This is a genomic window from Rheinheimera aquimaris (assembly GCF_020531985.1).
GTDB lineage: Bacteria > Pseudomonadota > Gammaproteobacteria > Enterobacterales > Alteromonadaceae > Alishewanella > Alishewanella aquimaris.
Map to the genome: position 1 here is coordinate 110,640 of NZ_JAJAVQ010000001.1, position 17,621 is coordinate 128,260.

The 17,621-nt window shown below is 49.7% G+C and carries 18 protein-coding genes; 14 read left to right on the forward strand and 4 right to left on the reverse strand.

Annotation, left to right across the window (positions count from 1 at the left end):
• The first annotated feature begins 24 nt into the window (after positions 1–24).
• The 7 genes from LHL18_RS00485 (at position 25) to LHL18_RS00515 (ending at position 4,254) form a co-directional block, all read left to right on the forward strand.
• Entirely contained in the window at positions 25–462 is a 438-nt protein-coding gene (locus LHL18_RS00485) for a GNAT family N-acetyltransferase (RefSeq protein ID WP_226765346.1), read from the forward strand.
• A gap of 11 nt (positions 463–473) precedes the next feature.
• Complete coding sequence (locus tag LHL18_RS00490; protein ID WP_226765347.1) at positions 474–890, forward strand: GFA family protein; 417 nt, start codon at positions 474–476, stop codon at positions 888–890.
• Positions 891–935: 45 nt separating this feature from the next.
• Positions 936–1,391, forward strand: a complete 456-nt coding sequence (locus LHL18_RS00495; RefSeq protein ID WP_226765348.1) for a hypothetical protein — start codon at positions 936–938, stop codon at positions 1,389–1,391.
• 16 nt (positions 1,392–1,407) lie between these two features.
• The gene (locus LHL18_RS00500; RefSeq protein WP_226765349.1) at positions 1,408–1,737 is read left to right on the forward strand and encodes a hypothetical protein; all 330 of its coding nucleotides are present in this window, start codon (positions 1,408–1,410) and stop codon (positions 1,735–1,737) included.
• A 121-nt stretch (positions 1,738–1,858) separates the two neighbouring features.
• Positions 1,859–2,296, forward strand: coding sequence for a DUF2059 domain-containing protein (locus tag LHL18_RS00505; RefSeq protein WP_226765350.1), 438 nt, complete (start codon positions 1,859–1,861; stop codon positions 2,294–2,296).
• Between the two features lie 147 nt (positions 2,297–2,443).
• Positions 2,444–3,628, forward strand: a complete 1,185-nt coding sequence (locus LHL18_RS00510; RefSeq protein ID WP_226765351.1) for a serine hydrolase domain-containing protein — start codon at positions 2,444–2,446, stop codon at positions 3,626–3,628.
• 113 nt (positions 3,629–3,741) lie between these two features.
• Positions 3,742–4,254 carry a hypothetical protein gene (locus LHL18_RS00515; protein WP_226765352.1) on the forward strand — a complete coding sequence of 171 codons (513 nt, stop codon included), beginning with the start codon at positions 3,742–3,744 and terminating at the stop codon, positions 4,252–4,254.
• A 7-nt stretch (positions 4,255–4,261) separates the two neighbouring features.
• On the opposite strand, the gene LHL18_RS00520 is transcribed toward LHL18_RS00515, so the two are convergent.
• The 4 genes from LHL18_RS00520 to LHL18_RS00535 form a co-directional block, all read right to left on the reverse strand.
• Positions 4,262–6,040: an alkaline phosphatase D family protein gene (locus LHL18_RS00520; protein WP_226765353.1), complete on the reverse strand. Its 1,779-nt coding sequence runs from the start codon at positions 6,038–6,040 to the stop codon at positions 4,262–4,264.
• A gap of 72 nt (positions 6,041–6,112) precedes the next feature.
• Complete coding sequence (locus LHL18_RS00525) at positions 6,113–7,651, reverse strand: DHA2 family efflux MFS transporter permease subunit (protein ID WP_226765354.1); 1,539 nt, start codon at positions 7,649–7,651, stop codon at positions 6,113–6,115.
• Positions 7,648–8,721: an HlyD family secretion protein gene (locus LHL18_RS00530; protein ID WP_226765355.1), complete on the reverse strand. Its 1,074-nt coding sequence runs from the start codon at positions 8,719–8,721 to the stop codon at positions 7,648–7,650. Before LHL18_RS00530 ends, LHL18_RS00525 begins: the two co-directional genes overlap by 4 nt.
• Before the next feature lie 35 nt (positions 8,722–8,756).
• Positions 8,757–9,191, reverse strand: a complete 435-nt coding sequence (locus tag LHL18_RS00535) for a MarR family winged helix-turn-helix transcriptional regulator (RefSeq protein WP_226765356.1) — start codon at positions 9,189–9,191, stop codon at positions 8,757–8,759.
• Between the two features lie 130 nt (positions 9,192–9,321).
• Between LHL18_RS00535 and msrB the strand changes: the two genes are divergently transcribed.
• From msrB to LHL18_RS00570, 7 genes are all read left to right on the forward strand, one after another.
• Positions 9,322–9,708 carry a peptide-methionine (R)-S-oxide reductase MsrB gene (gene msrB / locus LHL18_RS00540; RefSeq protein WP_134054988.1) on the forward strand — a complete coding sequence of 129 codons (387 nt, stop codon included), beginning with the start codon at positions 9,322–9,324 and terminating at the stop codon, positions 9,706–9,708.
• Between the two features lie 127 nt (positions 9,709–9,835).
• Positions 9,836–11,287: a glyceraldehyde-3-phosphate dehydrogenase gene (locus tag LHL18_RS00545; protein ID WP_134054986.1), complete on the forward strand. Its 1,452-nt coding sequence runs from the start codon at positions 9,836–9,838 to the stop codon at positions 11,285–11,287.
• Between the two features lie 165 nt (positions 11,288–11,452).
• Positions 11,453–12,580: a M14 family metallopeptidase gene (locus LHL18_RS00550; RefSeq protein ID WP_226765357.1), complete on the forward strand. Its 1,128-nt coding sequence runs from the start codon at positions 11,453–11,455 to the stop codon at positions 12,578–12,580.
• Positions 12,581–12,588: 8 nt separating this feature from the next.
• Positions 12,589–14,253 (forward strand): penicillin binding protein PBP4B, encoded by a 1,665-nt coding sequence (gene pbp4b / locus LHL18_RS00555; protein ID WP_226765358.1) that lies wholly within the window; start codon positions 12,589–12,591, stop codon positions 14,251–14,253.
• Positions 14,254–14,287: 34 nt separating this feature from the next.
• A complete protein-coding gene (locus LHL18_RS00560) occupies positions 14,288–14,614 on the forward strand; it encodes a zinc ribbon domain-containing protein (protein ID WP_226765359.1) in 327 nt (108 codons plus the stop codon).
• Positions 14,615–14,616: 2 nt separating this feature from the next.
• Positions 14,617–14,898, forward strand: a complete 282-nt coding sequence (locus LHL18_RS00565) for a YeaC family protein (RefSeq protein WP_226765360.1) — start codon at positions 14,617–14,619, stop codon at positions 14,896–14,898.
• The gene (locus LHL18_RS00570; RefSeq protein ID WP_226765361.1) at positions 14,888–17,593 is read left to right on the forward strand and encodes a DUF349 domain-containing protein; all 2,706 of its coding nucleotides are present in this window, start codon (positions 14,888–14,890) and stop codon (positions 17,591–17,593) included. Before LHL18_RS00565 ends, LHL18_RS00570 begins: the two co-directional genes overlap by 11 nt.
• Positions 17,594–17,621: the final 28 nt, after the last annotated feature.

The following is a 17,621-nucleotide window of genomic DNA, read 5'->3' on the forward strand; positions in this document are numbered from 1 at the left end:
TTTATTAAGGAAAAATGCAGTTATATGGATATTTCGCTACGTGAAGTCACCCAGGAAAACTATGAAGCGGTGTGCGACCTTGAGGTCACTACTGAGCAAGAGCCGTACGTGGCTTGCAATATGTGGTCTCTGGTGGAGGCAGCCTATAACGATGGCCATAGCTGCCGCGCTATTTATCTTGCTCAGCAGCCAGTCGGGTTTTTTATGTGGGTAAAAGAAACACCGCAGCTTATGTCTATCTGGCGTTTTATGGTTGATAAAGAGTACCAACAGCAGGGGATAGGCCGTCAGGCAATGGCACTGGCATTAGCTGAGATTAAGCAAGACGCTGATATTAAGCAGATTGAGATTTGTTATAACCCTGGAAATCCGGTAGCAAAAAACTTTTATGCCAGCTTTGGTTTTGTTGAGCAAGGGTTGGATGACGACAATGAAGATATGCTGGCGTTAATCACGCTGTAAGAGGAGTATTTATGTATCATGGGGCTTGTTTGTGCGGTGAGGTAAGGGTTGAGGTTAGCGGCCCAATAAGCAGCATTATTCATTGTCACTGTTCGCTGTGTCGTAAATCAAGCGGTACTGCTTTTGCTACTAATGGTTTTGTCCAGACTGAGGATTTTACTGTTGTCAAAGGTGCCGATAAATTAAGCCAGTTTGCGTTTAAGCCTGGGCGTTTGCGGCATTTTTGCCGTAACTGTGGGTCACCGGTGTATAGCAGCAATGCGACTGATCCTGCGCGCGTACGTTTGCGCCTGGGTATATTAAACTCTGATATCAGCGAGCGGCCTGTATCGCATAATTTTTACAGTTCCAAAGCAAACTGGGAAGACTTAGACTGCGCTTTGCCGCGTTATGACGGCTTCGAACCGGAACGTAATGTAGCAAAGTAAATAAACAGCTATGTTTTATAGTTACTTACTGCTGAGGAGAATACGATGCCGGTAGTGAAACAGAACATATTGCGGCTATCTTTCCTGCTGATCTTTGTGCTGCTTTTATCAGGTTGCGCAGTAAAACTCATCAGCAGCTACGATGAAAAAACTGATAATGCAATAACGGCTCTGCAAAAAGAGATGACGCAGTTTTTCCTGACGGTTGAGGCTCAGGCCGGTTTGCCGGAATGTAAATACAGCAACCACACTCAGTTTTATCAGCAAGCAAAAATCGCGCTAAGTGCTATTTCTGTGCGGGTTAAGGCTATAGAAGCGAATGAACTGACTATCGAACAGGTTGATTTACTGCAAGATAGCCTGATAAGCCTTGAACAGCTACATCAGCTTGGTTGTTTAACCCCGAATCAGGTAACTAATTTGCGCAGTAACTTTGACAGCAGCATTACCGCCATTTTGAAACTTGAACTGGCAAAGAAACGTGGTAAACCTTTGCTATAACACAGAGGGAATTGCAATGAGCTTAGATGCATCACAGCTTGCCGCCAGTATGCTGCAGGTTTTTAAAGCCGAGCTGACAGATAAGTGGCCGGATATTAAAGAATACGCCACTGCTGAAGCAACGAAGCTCGCTGAAAATCTGGTCATGATTGAGCGCATGCAGTTAACCGGCGAAATCACGCCTGAGCAGGCCCGTTTGCATCATCAGATCCAGCGCAATGCGTCGCGTACTGTGTTACTTGCTGTTACCGGGTTAAGCCGGGTTGCGATAGAGCAGGCGATAAACGCTGCGATGGACTCACTGCGGCAAAGTGTAAATACTGCGCTGAATTTTACCTTGTTATAAACCCGCTGAAGACCTGCAAGCCAAATGATACCCCAGCTACAGGCTTATATTGGCGCTGACATTGTTGCGGTATTACGTTAAAGTACGGCTTCAGTTAATAACATGAAATGGAGATGTAAGCATGAGGATGTGTGTTGTTCTGGCAATCTGTTTAACAGTCTGGCTGGCAATGCCGGCGATGGCGCAGCAGGCAAAACCGGAAAGTATAAAAAAGTTACTTCAGGTGTCTGGCGCCGGTGATCTCGGCGTGCAAATGATGAATCAGATGATACCCGCGCTGAAAAATATGATACCAGATGCACCGCCTGCGTTCTGGGACGATGTGATGCAAGAGGTCAACGCCGAAGAGCTGGAGAATTTGTTGATCCCGGTATATCAGAAACACCTTACAGAAGCTGATGTTAAAGCGCTTAATGAGTTTTACGCCTCCGATGTCGGGCAGAAAATGATTAAAACGCAACCGGCGATCATGCGCGAATCTATGATTCTGGGGCAGCAGTGGGGGCAGCAGCTGGCGCAAAAAATTGTCCAGCGCTATGAAGCCCAAAAAGCCAAATAGCCAACTGTAAAAGATGCGGAAGAAACCACCTGCGGGTGGTTTCTTCGTGTTTTGTTGTTGATCTGGCGGTTATCCCGCCGAGTTGTAGCTGTAATTGGCGGCGAATTGTTTTAAGGTCTGGCTATCTTGTTTTTTTTGAAGACCACCATGCTAACGTCCTACTATAAAACATCTTTTAAGCTACTCGCTTCTGTTATCGTTTTAGCCGCAAGCAATCAGCTTGCTGCAGCAGAGCCTTATTTCCCACCAGCTGGCAGTTGGCAGCAGGTCAAGCCACACAGCCTTGGTGTTGATACCACTAAACTGCAGCAAGCTGTAGATTACGCTATTTCAAGTGAAAACCCGGCGGATAAAGATCAAGCAATTGTGCAAGCGACAACCTTTGGCGCGCGCGAACCCTACGATCAGATCATTGGCCCTATGTCCGTGCGTGCCGGCGCAAACGGGCTGATCGTTTATCGCGGTGCTGTTATCGCTAAGTGGGGCGATACGCAAAGTGTCGACATGACGCACAGCATTAGTAAAACCTTTTTAACCACAGTAACGGGTCTGGCACTGCAAGACGGGCTGATTGCCAATGTGCAGGATTTTGTTGGCCCTTATTTACCGTCCGATAACACGCTTTTCGCCGGAGAGCATAACAGTGCTATCCGCTGGGACCACTTGCTGCGGCAAACCAGCGACTGGCAGGGCAGTTTGTGGGGAAAACCTGATTGGGCTGACCGGCCGGAAGGCGAGGCGAAAAACTGGCCTTACAGGCCTTTGTACAAGCCCGGGACACGCTACAAGTATAATGATGTTCGGGTCAACTTATTAGCTTTGGCTACAACTTACGTCTGGCGTAAGCCATTGCCGGTGGTGTTGAACGAACGCATTATGCAGCCGATTGGTGCCAGCTCTACCTGGCGCTGGTATGGCTATGACAACAGTTGGATTGAGCTGGATGGCCAGCGCATTCAGAGTGTGTCAGGTGGCGGGCACTGGGGTGGTGGTATGTTTATTAATGCCTGGGATCTGGCCCGTTTTGGTTATTTATTTTTGCACGATGGTAATTGGCAAGGCAAACAATTGGTTAGCCGTGACTTTATCGCCCAGGCCCGCACCGGAGGTAGCGCCAAAGCGGATTATGGTTATGCAAACTGGTTTTTAAATCCAGGGCGCAAAGCGCTGCCTGCCGCACCGGATACTGCTGTAACGTTTCAGGGGGCGGGGCGCAATATTATTTATATTGATCAGCAGCACGATTTGCTGATTGTCGCGCGCTGGATAGCTAACGGCGATGAGCTTAATCAACTTGTTGCCCGGGTACTGGCGGCGCTGCCAAAGGATTAATTGTTACAATTATTGGAATAATGCATTGAATTAATAAAAATTTAATACTATAAAGAAGGTTCGCACTGCGTGTTTATGCTGTTGCTGTTTATTTAAGATGTCACGGAGGAACCATGTCAGTACTGCGTAAAATAGGTCTGATAAGCGCTGTTGTTTGCAGCGGGTTCCTGCATGCAAATACAGCAGTGGATTTTTCAGCGGAACAAAATGCACCGTGCTGGAAGATGATTGAGCAAAAAAGCACAGGCCACTGTAAGTTGTACTTTCATCGTGCAGCACCGCAGCCTGCTTTTGCACCCCGCGAGGAGATCTCCCGCGCTTTCAGCCGTTATTTTTCTGCCCGCACAGAGTTTCCTACGTCTTTTCAGCAAATGGAATTTGCGCTGCAGTTTTTCAATTACAGCCTTGATAAATACCCTGTACGCGAAAGTCTGAATTTTATCCGTAGTAAAGATGGTACTGCTCAGCTGAGTATGACGATACTAACCTCCGCAACCGGAGGTTACAGTTTTGTTCTGGCTGACACTGACGCACATCTTCGCCTGGTAGTGGATGCCTTGCAGCGCAGTGCGGCAAGGCCCGCAACACATTATCAGCGCAGCATCGCTAAACTTTTTGCCGAGTAACCCGCCATTACTGCAACGTCAGGCGTGTAGCGCTGTCGGCGTTATACTGTACGACAGCCTGTTTGGCTCTCGTTTCCAGTAACTGATATTCCGCCTGCTTTATCGTGTCAACATATTGCCATTGACAACTGACTTGCTGTGGGCTGACAGTTAACAGCATAAACCCTCTGTCATACAGGTTGGCATATTGTAATCCCTGCACCAGCTGCTCCAGCGCTTGCTCGGTTGCTGCGGCTGATGTGCGGTCCGGCAGGTTAATATATTGCTCAAGACCGGGTGAGGTAACTGACGATGTGGCCAGCTCTACACCAACAGCAGTGCCGTCGGCTAAATCGAGATGGTTTGCCCAGCTGTTATGCGTATCGCCTGCCAGTACCAACAACTGTTTTTTGGCTGCGGCTACTGTGTTAAGGATAATTTCGCGCTCTGCCGGATAGCCATCCCAGGCATCCAGGTTATAAGGCATTGCAGGTAGCTGCAGCAGTGTCATGACTGCTGGCGTTAATCTTTGCTGATTGGCTTGCAGGTATGCCAGTTGCTCTGTCGTAAGGGTTGGATCGCCAGCCTGGGCACGGCCTGCCAGTTGCGCCAGTGCTGCCAGTTCGGCAAAATCGGTAATGCTCAGCTGCTGCAATGCAACGGCACCGGGCAGCATCATTCGTCCCATTAACACTTGCTGGCCAAGCATCTGCCAGCGCGCCGTGCTTTGGCTTAGTTTATCCTGCAGCCACTGCAGCTGTTCTGCACCCAGTATGGTACGGCTGCTCTGGGTTAAATCGGCTGTAAAACGCTGCGCGTCAAGCTGACCTGAAGTAGGGTCGATGTATGAAGCGTACTGCAGTTGTTGATCCCGGCCGATAATACGCGTGTCCAGCATCAGCAGGTTAAGTAAATTACCAAACTCAAACTGACGATAGATGGTTTCATTATCACCGGTTGCGACAGGTCGGATTGGCATCCACTCAAAATAAGCCCTCAGCGCCGCCATTTTACGTTCGGTGTAATCACCTTCATCACTCTGATGGTTTTCTGCACCGTCTCGCCAGGCGTCGTTGGTAATCTCATGGTCATCCCATACCGCAATAAAAGGTGCCGCAGCATGAATTTGCTGCAGTGCCTGATCAGTTCGGTACTGTGCATACCGCTGGCGATAATCGGCCAAAGTTAAGATTTCTGTTGCCGGCTGCACAACCCGACCCATGGCTTGAGCATCTTCACTGGCGTAACCCCCAGCACCGTATTCATAGATATAGTCGCCAAGATGGATGGATGCATCCAGATCACTTAATAATGCCGCGGCGGCATAGACATGAAAATAGCCAGCGGGGTAGTTAGAACACGAGAATACAGCCAGTTTTACCTGACTGACATCACCTTCAGGTAGCGTTTTACCGCGACCGATTGGGGAATACACAGTGCCGGCCCGAAAGCGATAGAAATACTCGGTGCCCGCAGCCAGCTCCCGAACATCAATTTTAACGGTATAGTCACTACTGGCTGATGTAGTGGTATTACCGCTTCGCAGTATCTGGCTAAACTCTTTGTCTACCGATAGTTGCCATTCCAGTGGCACTTCTGTTGCCTCTGCGCTGATACGAGTCCATAGCAGCAAAGCATCAGTAGTAGGGTCACCGCTGGCGACACCATGTAAAAATGCTACATCGTACGGTAAAGGTTCTGGATTATCGTTGTCACTGCTACAGCCGCTCAGGCTGGTAGATATAACAATACTGCCGATACTGGCTGCTGAAGCCAGAAGAAAATCGCGCCGGGTAAGCTTTGCCATCTGTTCACTCCTGAATAAGATGGCATTAGCTAAACAGAGATAAATTACAATAATATTAATGAAACTAATAAATTAGTTTACGTGTTTTTGTTTAGCCGGGCTAAGTAACAGCAGCAGTGGCAGGGCGGCAAGTGTTAAAAACATCATTAACCTAAAGTCCTGTAAGTACGCCAATGTGGCAGCCTGGCGCGTCACTTCAGCATTAATCTGGCTCAGCCCCTGTGCTGTGGAGATATCAAAAACACCTTGCTGTACACTCTGTTGTAAGGCGTCATTTGATTGGGTGATAAAGCCGGCAAACGCCGCATGATTAGCCTGAGTACGGTGTGCCAGATAGGTAACGACCACCGAAATACCAATACTACTCCCAATATTTCGCATTAAGCTGAACAAGGATGTGCCTTCATTACGATAGCGGCTATGCAGTGTGGAAAATGCAATGGTCGACAGTGGCACGAAAATGAAACCCAAGCCCAGGCCTTGGATCATACCGGTGCTGATAATATCCCAATGGCTGATGTCAGTATTAAACAACGTCATTTGCCACAGCGAAAAGGCAGTTAACAGCAGTCCCAGTAGAATTTTCAGCCTTACATCCACTTTGCCGGATAATTTACCGACCGTAATCATCGCTGCCATGGTGCCAATCCCCCTTGGTGCCAGCACATAGCCTACATCGATCACCGGGTATCCTAAAAGGTTTTGCAAAAACGGCGGTAATAGCGCCATTGTTGCCAGCAAGATAATGCCGACGATAAAAATAAACACTAAGCCGACACTAAAATTGCGGTCGCGAAAGATAGCAGGTTCTATAAAAGGTTGCCGCGCAGTAAAAATATGCACAATGAATAAATACATTGCCAACACCGCTAAGACTGCTTCGGTAAGTATTTCCCGGCTGGCGAACCAGTTAAGCACTTCTCCGCGATCAAGCATCATTTGCAGCGCGCCTATACTCAATGCCAGTAACGCAAAGCCGGTGATATCAAAACGACGTGCAGTATCTGTTGCGGTTTCCTGCACAAACGCCGCAATGCCTGCCCATGCCAGTAACCCAAACGGCAGGTTAATATAAAACACCCAGCGCCAGTTATAATATTCTGTCAGCCAGCCACCAAGGGATGGGCCGAGAATAGGCCCTATCATAACGCCAACCCCCCACATTGCCATGGCTTTACCATGCTGTGCTTTAGGGTAGGTATCAAGCAGCACTGCCTGAGACAGTGGAACTAAAGCGGCACCAAATACGCCTTGCAGCAGACGGAACAGCACCAGCTGACCAAGGCTTTGTGCCGCACCGCACAACATAGATGTGATGGTAAAACCGATGACTGACCAGAGAAATATTTGCTTACGGCCAAAGCGGGCACTGAGAATACCGGTAAGCGGCATACATATCGCAGCGGCGACAATATAGGAGGTCAGCACCCACGAGATCTGATCCTGAGTTGCACCAAGGGTTCCCTGCATATGCGGCAGAGCCACATTGGCGATAGTGGTATCCAGCGCCTGCATTATCGTGGCCAGCATGACAGACAGTGTGATCAGTAAGCGTTGCCTCGCCAGCGACTGATTATCCTGGGTATCCGCCGGGGCACTAATGCTGCTCATAGGCTAAAGCCGAACAGGCTGCGTTTGTGGCCCGTATCAACTGCGACTTCGGCACTGAGCCCAGCAAGAAGTGGGGCTGCGCTGGCATCGGGTTGCAGAGCAATGCGTACCGGTACTCTTTGGGTGATTTTCACCCAGTTACCAGTGGCATTTTGCGCCGGAATAATAGAGAACTCGGCACCGGTTGCCGGACTTAAGCTTTGCACAACCCCGTGCCAGCTTTGATCAGGATAGGTATCGACCTTGACCGTAACCTCTTGCCCTGGCTGCATATAGGTTAAATCGGTCTCTGTGAAGTTAGCCTCAATCCACAGTTTTTGGTTGGCGACTAAGGTTGCTGCAGTCGCACCGGCTGCCAAGTATTGGCCGGGTTTTGGCAGTTTACTGACCGCGCCGTCCATACTGGCTCTGACTGCCAGGTATTCAACATCAAGGTTAGCTTTGGCAAGCTCAGCCTGTGCCGCCTGAAATGCAGGGTGTTGCTCTGTTGGTAGGGTTACGCTGCCACCTAAACTTTCTGCGATACGCTGTAAGTCTTGCTGTAATGTGGCGATTTGTTGGAGCGAAACGGCTGTAGTTTGTTCGGCGTCGTCGTAATTATTAGCTGACACATAGTGGCTGGCCAGCAAGTCGGCCTGACGGGCTTGTTGCTTTTTGCTGAACTCATATTTGGTTTGAGCTAATGCGATTTCTGCCTCTTTTTCGCGGTAGGACGCCTTTAAAGCCGCAATATCTGAGCGCACCTGAGACAGTGTCGCCTGCGCTTTGGCCCTGGCAACCAGATAAGGTTCTGGTGTAATGGTAAACAGGATATCACCGGCGTTAACCTGCTGGTTCTCTTGCACCAGAATATCCTGCACTGGTCCGTTGATTCTTGCACTTACCGGCACTTTGTCGGCTTTGATATATGCATTATCGGTAGAGATAAAACGTCCGCCATGCAAATAGGCGGCGACACCGCCAACGGCAAACAGCGCTGGCAACAGCAGCATAAATACCCGGCGGATAAGCCGGTTATTCGGCTTAGTCAGTCTGGTTTCAGCAGGGGATGAAATAATACTGTTAGCCATAAAATACTCCGCCTGTAACAGGCATAATACGTTGTTTAATTGATACTTAATTTCTGTTGGATGCTTTGCAATTGTGTTATCAGCAAGTCCTGATCTAATCCGGCCAGTGCCACAGATTTCACCTTGCTGCCGGCAAGTTGGATGGTTTGTAGGTGGTTGTCTGCTTTGGGACGCAGGTAAATATGATAGGCACGGCGGTCATCCGGCGAAGGGCGACGCTCTATCAGATCCAGTGCTACCAGGTGGTCCAGCAAACGCGCCAGGGTAATAGGCTGGATCTCAAGCCGGTCTGCGATATCTACCTGACGTACACCTTCAAATCGGGCAACAATTAACAGTGCACGGGCTTGTGCCAACGTCAAAGGGCTACCCAGCAATGCCAGTTCCTGCTGAAATGCTTTGCGCATCAAGCGTGATACATCAGCCAGCAAGAAACCGATGTTGTTAGCCATAGCGTTGTCTGAACTCATAAAACATATTACCTATATAGTAAGCAATGCTTATTATATTTATTGCATATCATTAATCAAGTATGGTTACTGTTTTTGTGGTGTAAGGCGGGATATGCTTACAGAAAGGCAAAGCGCAGGAGTAACGGCAATGAAATTAACTGAACAACAATGGCAGCAGCGGCTAACTGACGAGCAATACCGGGTTACCCGGCTAAAAGGGACGGAATATCCGTTTAGCGGTGAGCTGCTGCATAACGAAAAGCAGGGCACTTATCACTGTATTTGTTGTGGTAGCGAACTGTTCCGTTCAGACACCAAATTTGATGCAGGCTGCGGCTGGCCCAGCTTTTACCAGGCAATAGAAGGTAAAGTTGACTACCAGACTGATACCAGCCATGGCATGAACCGTACCGAAATTTTATGCGCGAACTGTGACGCCCATTTAGGGCATGTGTTTGATGATGGGCCGGCGCCAACCGGGAACCGCTATTGCGTGAACTCAGTATCACTTAGCTTTAAAGGAAGTAACGAATAAAAAAACTGTAACTGTTGTCGTAGGCTTTCATCTTCTATTACAATACGCGCCGGCAAAGCGTTAAGCGGCGCAGACCCTGCTTTGGCATAACCGATTAATTCATCTTATTGAAGTAAAAGGCCTACACATGACCCTATCGCACGAAGAGCTGTATCAGAAGAGCTGGCAGGAACGCCAGGAATATGCCGAAAATATGCAACCTATCATTGGCCGGCTGTATCGCAGCAAAGGCATTGAAGTGGTGGTTTACGGTCGGCCACTGGTAAATGCGACCACCATCGACATCATTAAAGCGCACAAAAGCGTTGAACGTTTTGAAGGCCAGAAGCTGCGCCTGCGTGAAAGCTTTCCGGTGCTGGAAGCGATTAGCAAAATGAAGCTGGCACCGGGGCGTGTCGATATCGGTAAGTTGGCTTATGGTTATATCTATAAGAACGCTGCTAACGGTGTGGAGTTACAGCAATACTTGGATCGCGAACTGGCCGACATCCTCGATCAGGAAGATCAGGTAAAACCTGTTGACGTTGTGTTGTACGGTTTTGGCCGTATCGGCCGTTTGTTAGCGCGCTTAATGCTGGAAAGATCCGGCCCGAGCACTAAATTGCGCTTACGCGCTATCGTTGTGCGTGGCGGTAAGAAAGGTGATTTGGAAAAGCGCGCCAGCCTGTTACGCCGCGATTCAATTCACGGCCCATTTAATGGCAGCATTACCATTGATGAAGAAAATCAGGGGATCAAAGCCAATGGCACCTTCATTAAGGTGATATACGCTAATTCACCGGAGCTGGTTGATTACACGCAGTATGGCATTAACAATGCACTGGTGGTCGACAACACCGGCATCTGGAAAGACGATAAAGAGCTGAGCATCCACTTCAAAAGCAAAGGAACAGCGAAAGTGCTGTTAACCGCGCCGGCAAAAGGCGAAGTGCCGAACATCGTTTACGGTGTAAACCAGCATATGATTTTGCCGGAGCACAAAATTGTATCAGCAGCAAGCTGCACCACCAATGCCATTACACCGGTGTTAAAAGCGCTGGAAGATGAATTTGGTATCCGTAACGGCCATGTCGAAACAGTCCACTCATACACCAATGATCAGAACCTGATTGATAACTTCCACAGTGCTGAGCGCCGTGGCCGTGCCGCGCCACTGAATATGGTATTAACGTCTACCGGTGCAGCCAGTGCTGTGGCCAAAGCCTTGCCTCAGCTTAAAGGCAAGCTGACCGGTAACGCTATACGTGTGCCAACACCTAATGTATCTATGGCGATTTTGTCACTGAACTTGAACCGCGAAACCAGCCGCGAAGAGATGAACGACTTCCTACAGCGTACATCGTTATTCTCTGAGCTACAGGATCAGATTGATTTTACCGCGTCGACCGAAATTGTGTCGTCTGACTTAGTGGGTTCCCGCTATGCCGGCGTGGTTGACTCCCAGGCTACTATTGTAGATGGCGATCGCTGTGTGTTGTACGTTTGGTATGACAACGAGTTCGGTTACAGTACTCAGGTCATCCGTGTTATGAATGATATGGCTGGCATTAAGTATCCAACCTTACCGGTAGCGCGTTAAACCGTTACTTTATCGAAAAGCCGCTTTTTAGCGGCTTTTTCTTTAGCGTGAACCTGTTAGAATCCGTCACACTGTCGCACAGCCTTAGCGCACCATAGCAACCCGACTTGTGCCACAAGCAGGCTGTGTTAGTCTTCTTACCATTTTAAGCAATGGATTTATGTTATGAAAATCACCAGCAATTTTGACAGCGGTAATATTGAAGTTCTGCAGATGGACAGCCCGGATAACATTCAACTGGCTATCCGTAAAGACAATCAGTCTGACTTTTTCCAGTGGTTCCACTTTCGCTTAAGTACCGAGCACGCTCAGGAACACAAACTGATCTTTACCAACGCGTCAGAGTCGGCTTATCCGGATGGCTGGAAAGATTATCAGGCCGTAGCCTCTTACGATCGTCAAACCTGGTTCCGTGTCGATACTGAATACGATGGTAAGGCGCTGACAATAAAGCACTTTCCAGAAGCAGAGTCGGTATATTTTGCGTATTTTGCACCATACAGCTATGAGCGCCATATGGATTTGCTGCATCAGGCGCAATCTGATTACAACTGTCAGCTGGTCGAGCTTGGCGAAACGCTGGATGGCCGCGACATGAGTTTACTGGTTGTCGGCGAGCCGGAAGAGGGTAAAAAGAAAATCTGGATCACAGCACGTCAGCACCCGGGCGAAACCATGGCGGAATGGCTGATTGAAGGCTTACTGGACCGCCTGCTTGACGAAGACGATGGTGTAGCACGCGCGTTATTAGACAAAGCAGTGTTTTATATAGTGCCGAATATGAACCCCGATGGTTCAGTGCGCGGCCATTTGCGCACCAACGCGGCCGGTATGAACTTAAACCGCGAATGGCAAACACCCTCAATGGAGAAAAGCCCGGAAGTGTATCTGGTCCGGCAGAAGATGCTGGAGACGGGTGTAGACCTGTTCCTAGATATGCACGGTGATGAAAATCTGCCTTACAACTTTGTTGCCGGTACTGAAGGCGTGCCTTCGTACAATGAACGGATCCAAAAGCTGGAACAGCTGTTTAAACAGACCTTGCTGGCTGTGACGCCTGAATTCCAGACCCAGTATGGCTATGAGCTCGATGCGCCGGGTAAGGCCAATATGACCGTTGCAACCTCCTGGGTTGGCGATCAGTTTAACTGCCTGGCATACACCGTTGAAATGCCGTTTAAAGACAATGCTAATCTGCCGGATTCGGCTTACGGTTGGTCTGATGTGCGTTCAATGAAACTTGGTCAGGACATGTTGCCGGCGATTTTAGCCGTTGTTGATACACTGCGTTAGGTTTTCGCATGCGCAGTAAAGTAAAGGTATTGCTACTGGCAACTGCTCTGGTATCGCTTGGTGGCTGTACAACGGCGCAGCAGTGGTTGCAGGTATCACCACTGCCGGTCAGCAGTCAAAGTACAGCGCAGCGCACTACGCTCAGTGGCGGCAGTGCCGTCGGTCAGTTGGATGTTAGCTGGCCTCAAACCAACAGTAAAAGAGCACTGGTAAACAACAGGGCTACCTTCATTGGTTATCAGGGCCAGGGGCAGTTATTGCTGGAACTTGGTACAGCGCAGCGCCTTACACTGAGTATAAATGGCAAGGTGCTGCAACTGGCGCCGGATGCCGCTCTGGGCCAACATCTGGTGTTTGATATCAGTTCAGTAACACGTAACGGTCTTAACCAGTTGGCAATGCTGGATATTAAACCATTAGGTGCGTCGGTGCGCCTGGTGTTGCCTTATCCGTCACTTGACGACGGTACACTAGAGCAAGCCGGCTTTTCAGTCACAGAGCTTGACGAACTGGACGCGTTAATTAACCGCGAAGTGGCGCAGGGCTTCCCCGGCGCGGTGCTGCTTATTGCCAAAGACGGTAAAGTGGTTAAAGAAACAGCGTATGGCTATGCCAGCCGTTATGATACCACTGGCGCCGCGCTGAGCTCGCCCGAACCGATGCAAACTGACACAGTATTTGATTTGGCGTCAAACACGAAAATGTATGCCACCAATTATGCATTGATGCATCTGGTCAGTACCGGTTTGCTCGATATCAATCTGCGGGTACAGCATTACATTGCCGAATATCAGGGCAATGGCCGTGAACAACGATTGGTGAAGGACCTGTTGTATCACAATGCCGGTTATCCACCTGAGGTGCATTTTCACCGGCCGGATAACCGCCACGGCGAAGCATTTTACTCGCTTGACCGAGACAACAGTATGCAACTTATCGCCACTAAGGTGCCGTTCGAGCGAGAGCGTGGCGGTAAGGCGATATACAGCGACATCGACTACATGCTGCTGGGGCTGATTATTGAGCGCATTACCGGTCAGCAGCAGGATCAGTATCTGGAACAAACACTGTATCGGCCTATGGGCTTGTCACACACCTTGTTTAATCCGCTACGCAAAGGCATTACGCCACAGCAGATTGCTGCCACTGAACTTGCCGGTAACAGCCGCGGTGGCCGGGTCACTTTTCCGGCGGATCAGGGCGGGGTGGTGAGGGGTAATGTGCATGATGAAAAAGCACATTATGCTTTTGATGGTGTAGCCGGCCACGCAGGGCTATTCTCCACCGCCAGGGAAACGGCAAGCCTTGCCATGCTGGCGCTGCATGGTGGTTATGGATTAACACCGGTATTCAGTCCTGCTGTTGTACAACAGTTTGTACGGCCATCAGCATCTGATCATACTGTTGGCCTGGGTTGGCGCACTGCCACAGGTGGCGATCTGAACTGGCACTTCGGCCCTTATGCCAGTGCTTATGCATTTGGCCATACCGGCTGGACAGGCACAGCAACACTTATCGACCCATACTATGGCCTGGTGGTAGTATTACTGACGAACAAAAAACACAGCCCAATCCTGCCTGAAGGTGAGAACGGCTATTATTTTGCTGGCGACAGGTTTGAAACTGGTATGTACGGCAGCATCATGAGTAAAATATACCAGGCGTTGCAGTAGGCTTATCCTGCTGCCTTATTAAGGTTGGAGTACCATGGCGATTATTTCCTGTCCGTTTTGCGGGCACAAAATTTCCGATAAAACGGCAACATGCAGCAAATGCAATGGCGATGTCGCCGGTTTAACACCGGAGAAACGTGAATCTTTAGTACGCAGCAAAGCGCTGGATAAAGCACAAAGTCTGGTTAATCACTCGATGTTTGCACTCTTGCTGTTTCTGGCCGGTTTCGGCCTGATGTACTGGTGGGATCCGGAAGCGGGCAGCGCCCAGCAATACATTGCCGGTGGCGCTATAGGGTTGGGGTTTTGCTGGTACATTATCAGTCGGGCCCGCATCATGTTTATGAAAAAGCGTAAGTGAAGATGAACTTTAATGCTCTTGTACAGGCCATGACGCCTGATACTTATGAAAAGTTGGCCGAAGCGGTAGCAACAGGACGCTGGGCCGATGGCAATGTTATGAGCGACGCGCAGCGCCAACACAGTTTGCAATTGGTCATGGCCTATCAGGCGCAGGTGCTTAAATCTGATGAGCTGTTCACCATAGGGGCAGATGGTCAGATGGTACATAAATCTAAAGCCGAGCTTAAAAAGCAATTCGATACCCAGCCGTCTATCGCAAGGTTTTCGCACGATGATCTTTAAACGTTTTTTCAAACCAAAATGGCAGCATGCCGACGCTGCGGTGCGCCAACAAGCTATAGCGCAGTTAGACCAAAATAATCAAGAGCATAAGAGTATACTGCATGAACTAGCGTTTAACGATGGCGCAGAAGCCGTGCGTAAAGCGGCATTGGTGAAATTGAACGACTTTTCACTGTGGTGGCAGGCAAGTAAACACGACAGCGCTGAGCGTATACAGCATCTGGCTGAGCAAACGCTGATAGAACAGTTGCTACAAAATAAAGTGGAAGCGAAGTTAAAACTGCAGTTTATTGCTCAATGCAACCGTAGCAGTATTCTGGAGCAATTGGCACAAACAGAAACAGATGCTGGTATTAAATTTAGTTTGTTACAGCGTCTTAATAAGGCAGAGCTGAAACACAAAGCACTGCAGGAGCCGGTATTACAGCTGGCGCAAAAACGACAATTGCTGGCTGGCCTTACCGATGAGAAAGTGCTGGAGAAACTGGCGCGCCAGCTTGACGGTGAGTTACAAACTGAGGTGCTGCAAAAACTGCAAGCGCTGCATGAGCAAAAACAAAAGCCGCCGCAATTACGTAAACAACTGACGTTACTGCTGGCAAAATTAAATGCGTTACGTGAACGCACTGTGCTGGAGCAAATACCGGCGCAGCTGGAAGAGTATCAGGCGCAGTGGCAGCAACTGGAACCTGAGCTGGAGTGTCTGGCGCAGGAGGCGCAGGAATTTCGTACTAAGTATGAAAAAATCAACAGCCAACTGCAGCAGTGGTTGGCTCCGAAACTGGCGCAGCTGAATGAGATCCAGGCGCAGCAACAACGAGAAACAGAGCAGCGGGCCGCTTATAAGGCATTACAGCAGCAAGTTGATGCTCTTAAGCAAGGTTTGCAGCAGGCTTTGCTCAACGCCGATATCAGCGCAGCACAGCAACTTGAATCGCATTTGCAGGCCTTTGAGCAGGCGTTGGCAGAGGCTGATGTTGCAGATAAATCCGAGCTGACAAAGCAGGTCAAACAGTTACAGCAACAACTGCAGCAGTTGCCGGCGTTGGCTGATCAACTGGCGCAGCTTACCCGGTTGGTGGCAGACTGGGCCGCACAGAAAGTCCCGTCAACAGTGGAAGAATACCAGTCACTGGCGGCGCAGCTGTCCCAATGGCAGCAAGACTGGCGCAGGCTAAGTAAGGCGCTGGTGATTGCCGTGCCGGATAGTCTGCAACAGGCGAAAGACGATTTGGCCCGGCAATGGCAAAATGCTGCGGTAGGTTTTACCGCCCAGAGTGAGAAAGTACAACGTCAATGCCGCAGTAAACTGGCGCAGTACCGCAGATTATATTCGGCCGGTAAATATAAGGTGCTGTTTGGTCTGTTTAAGGGCATAGAGCAGGATTATGCGCAGCTGACGGCGTCGCAGCAACAGGCGCTTGGTAAAGACTACGAGTTTGCCAGTGAAAAAATGGCCGAGCTTGCAGACTGGCAGGAATATATCGCGACGCCACGTAAGCAACAATTACTGGCGCAAATGCAAACGCTTAGCGCAGAGCTGCCTGATAATCTTATCCGTCAGCGCGCCGATGAGGTGAAGCAGGCACGGGCACAGTGGAACTCATTGGGTAAGGCTGATCCAGCATTGGAGCAGCAGTTAAATGATGATTTTGATGCAGCCTGCGAGCGGGCATTTGCACCATGTCGCAGCTATTTTGCTGCGCAGGACGCGCTGCGCGCAGAGCATGTAAAGCAGCGTGAGCAGCTTATTGCCAGCGCGCAAGCAATACAATCAGAGCAACTGGATGCGAAAACACTGGAACAACAACTGCACCAGTTGAAGCAGGCCTGGCAACAAGCTGGGGCAGTGGATAAACAGCAATTTAACGCCTTAAACGACGCTTTTACTCAGGCGTTGGCGCCTTCGCGTGAACACCTGACAGCAATCCAGCAACAGGTTGCTCAGGCTAAACAGCAGCTTATTGTCAAAGCACAAAGCGCCTTAGCACTGAACGATGCTAACCTGACCGCCAAAGCGTTAAAGGAGTGCCAGCAACAATGGAAGCAACTGGGCCAGGCCGCTCGTAAGCAGGATCAGGCACTGTGGACAGAATTTCGTGCAGTGTGTGACAGCTTCTTTAATGCCCGGGCGGAGCAGGTGTTACAGCAAAAAGCCGCCGAGCAGGCTGAGCTGGAACAGATTACTCTGCAACTCAATGCGTTAGAGGCCTTATTACAACAAGCTGACAGTGCAGCAGAGTTCAATGCATTACAGCAAAAGCTGCAGGCGATAGAGACTCACAGCGTGGGCGCACAGCAAAGTGTACGGCAGCTGCAAAGTAAACTACAGCAAGCGCAGCAACAATGGCTGCAGCAACAGAACACTCAGGAATTTGCTGCGATGTTTGAGTTGTTGCAGGACCCTGCTGTCAGTGCCGAACAATTGCCTGCTGCGTACCGGGATGTGTTTGCCAAACAGCAAGAACAGCAGTTCAGTCGCGAGCAACTGACGCTGGCGCTGGAAATTGTGACCGATATGCCGTCACCCGATCAGGCGGCAAGGCAGCAAGTTCAGCTGTTACTGTTGTCAGATAAGCATAATCAGGGCGTGGCGCTGGATAAACACAGTCTGCTGCGCCGCTGGTTGCAGTTTGGTGCTGTACAAGCGACAGAGCTACCGCTGTTGCAGCGGGTAAAGGCCGTTTTTGCCTGAGCTGTGCTTATTTGGCTAAGCCATAAAT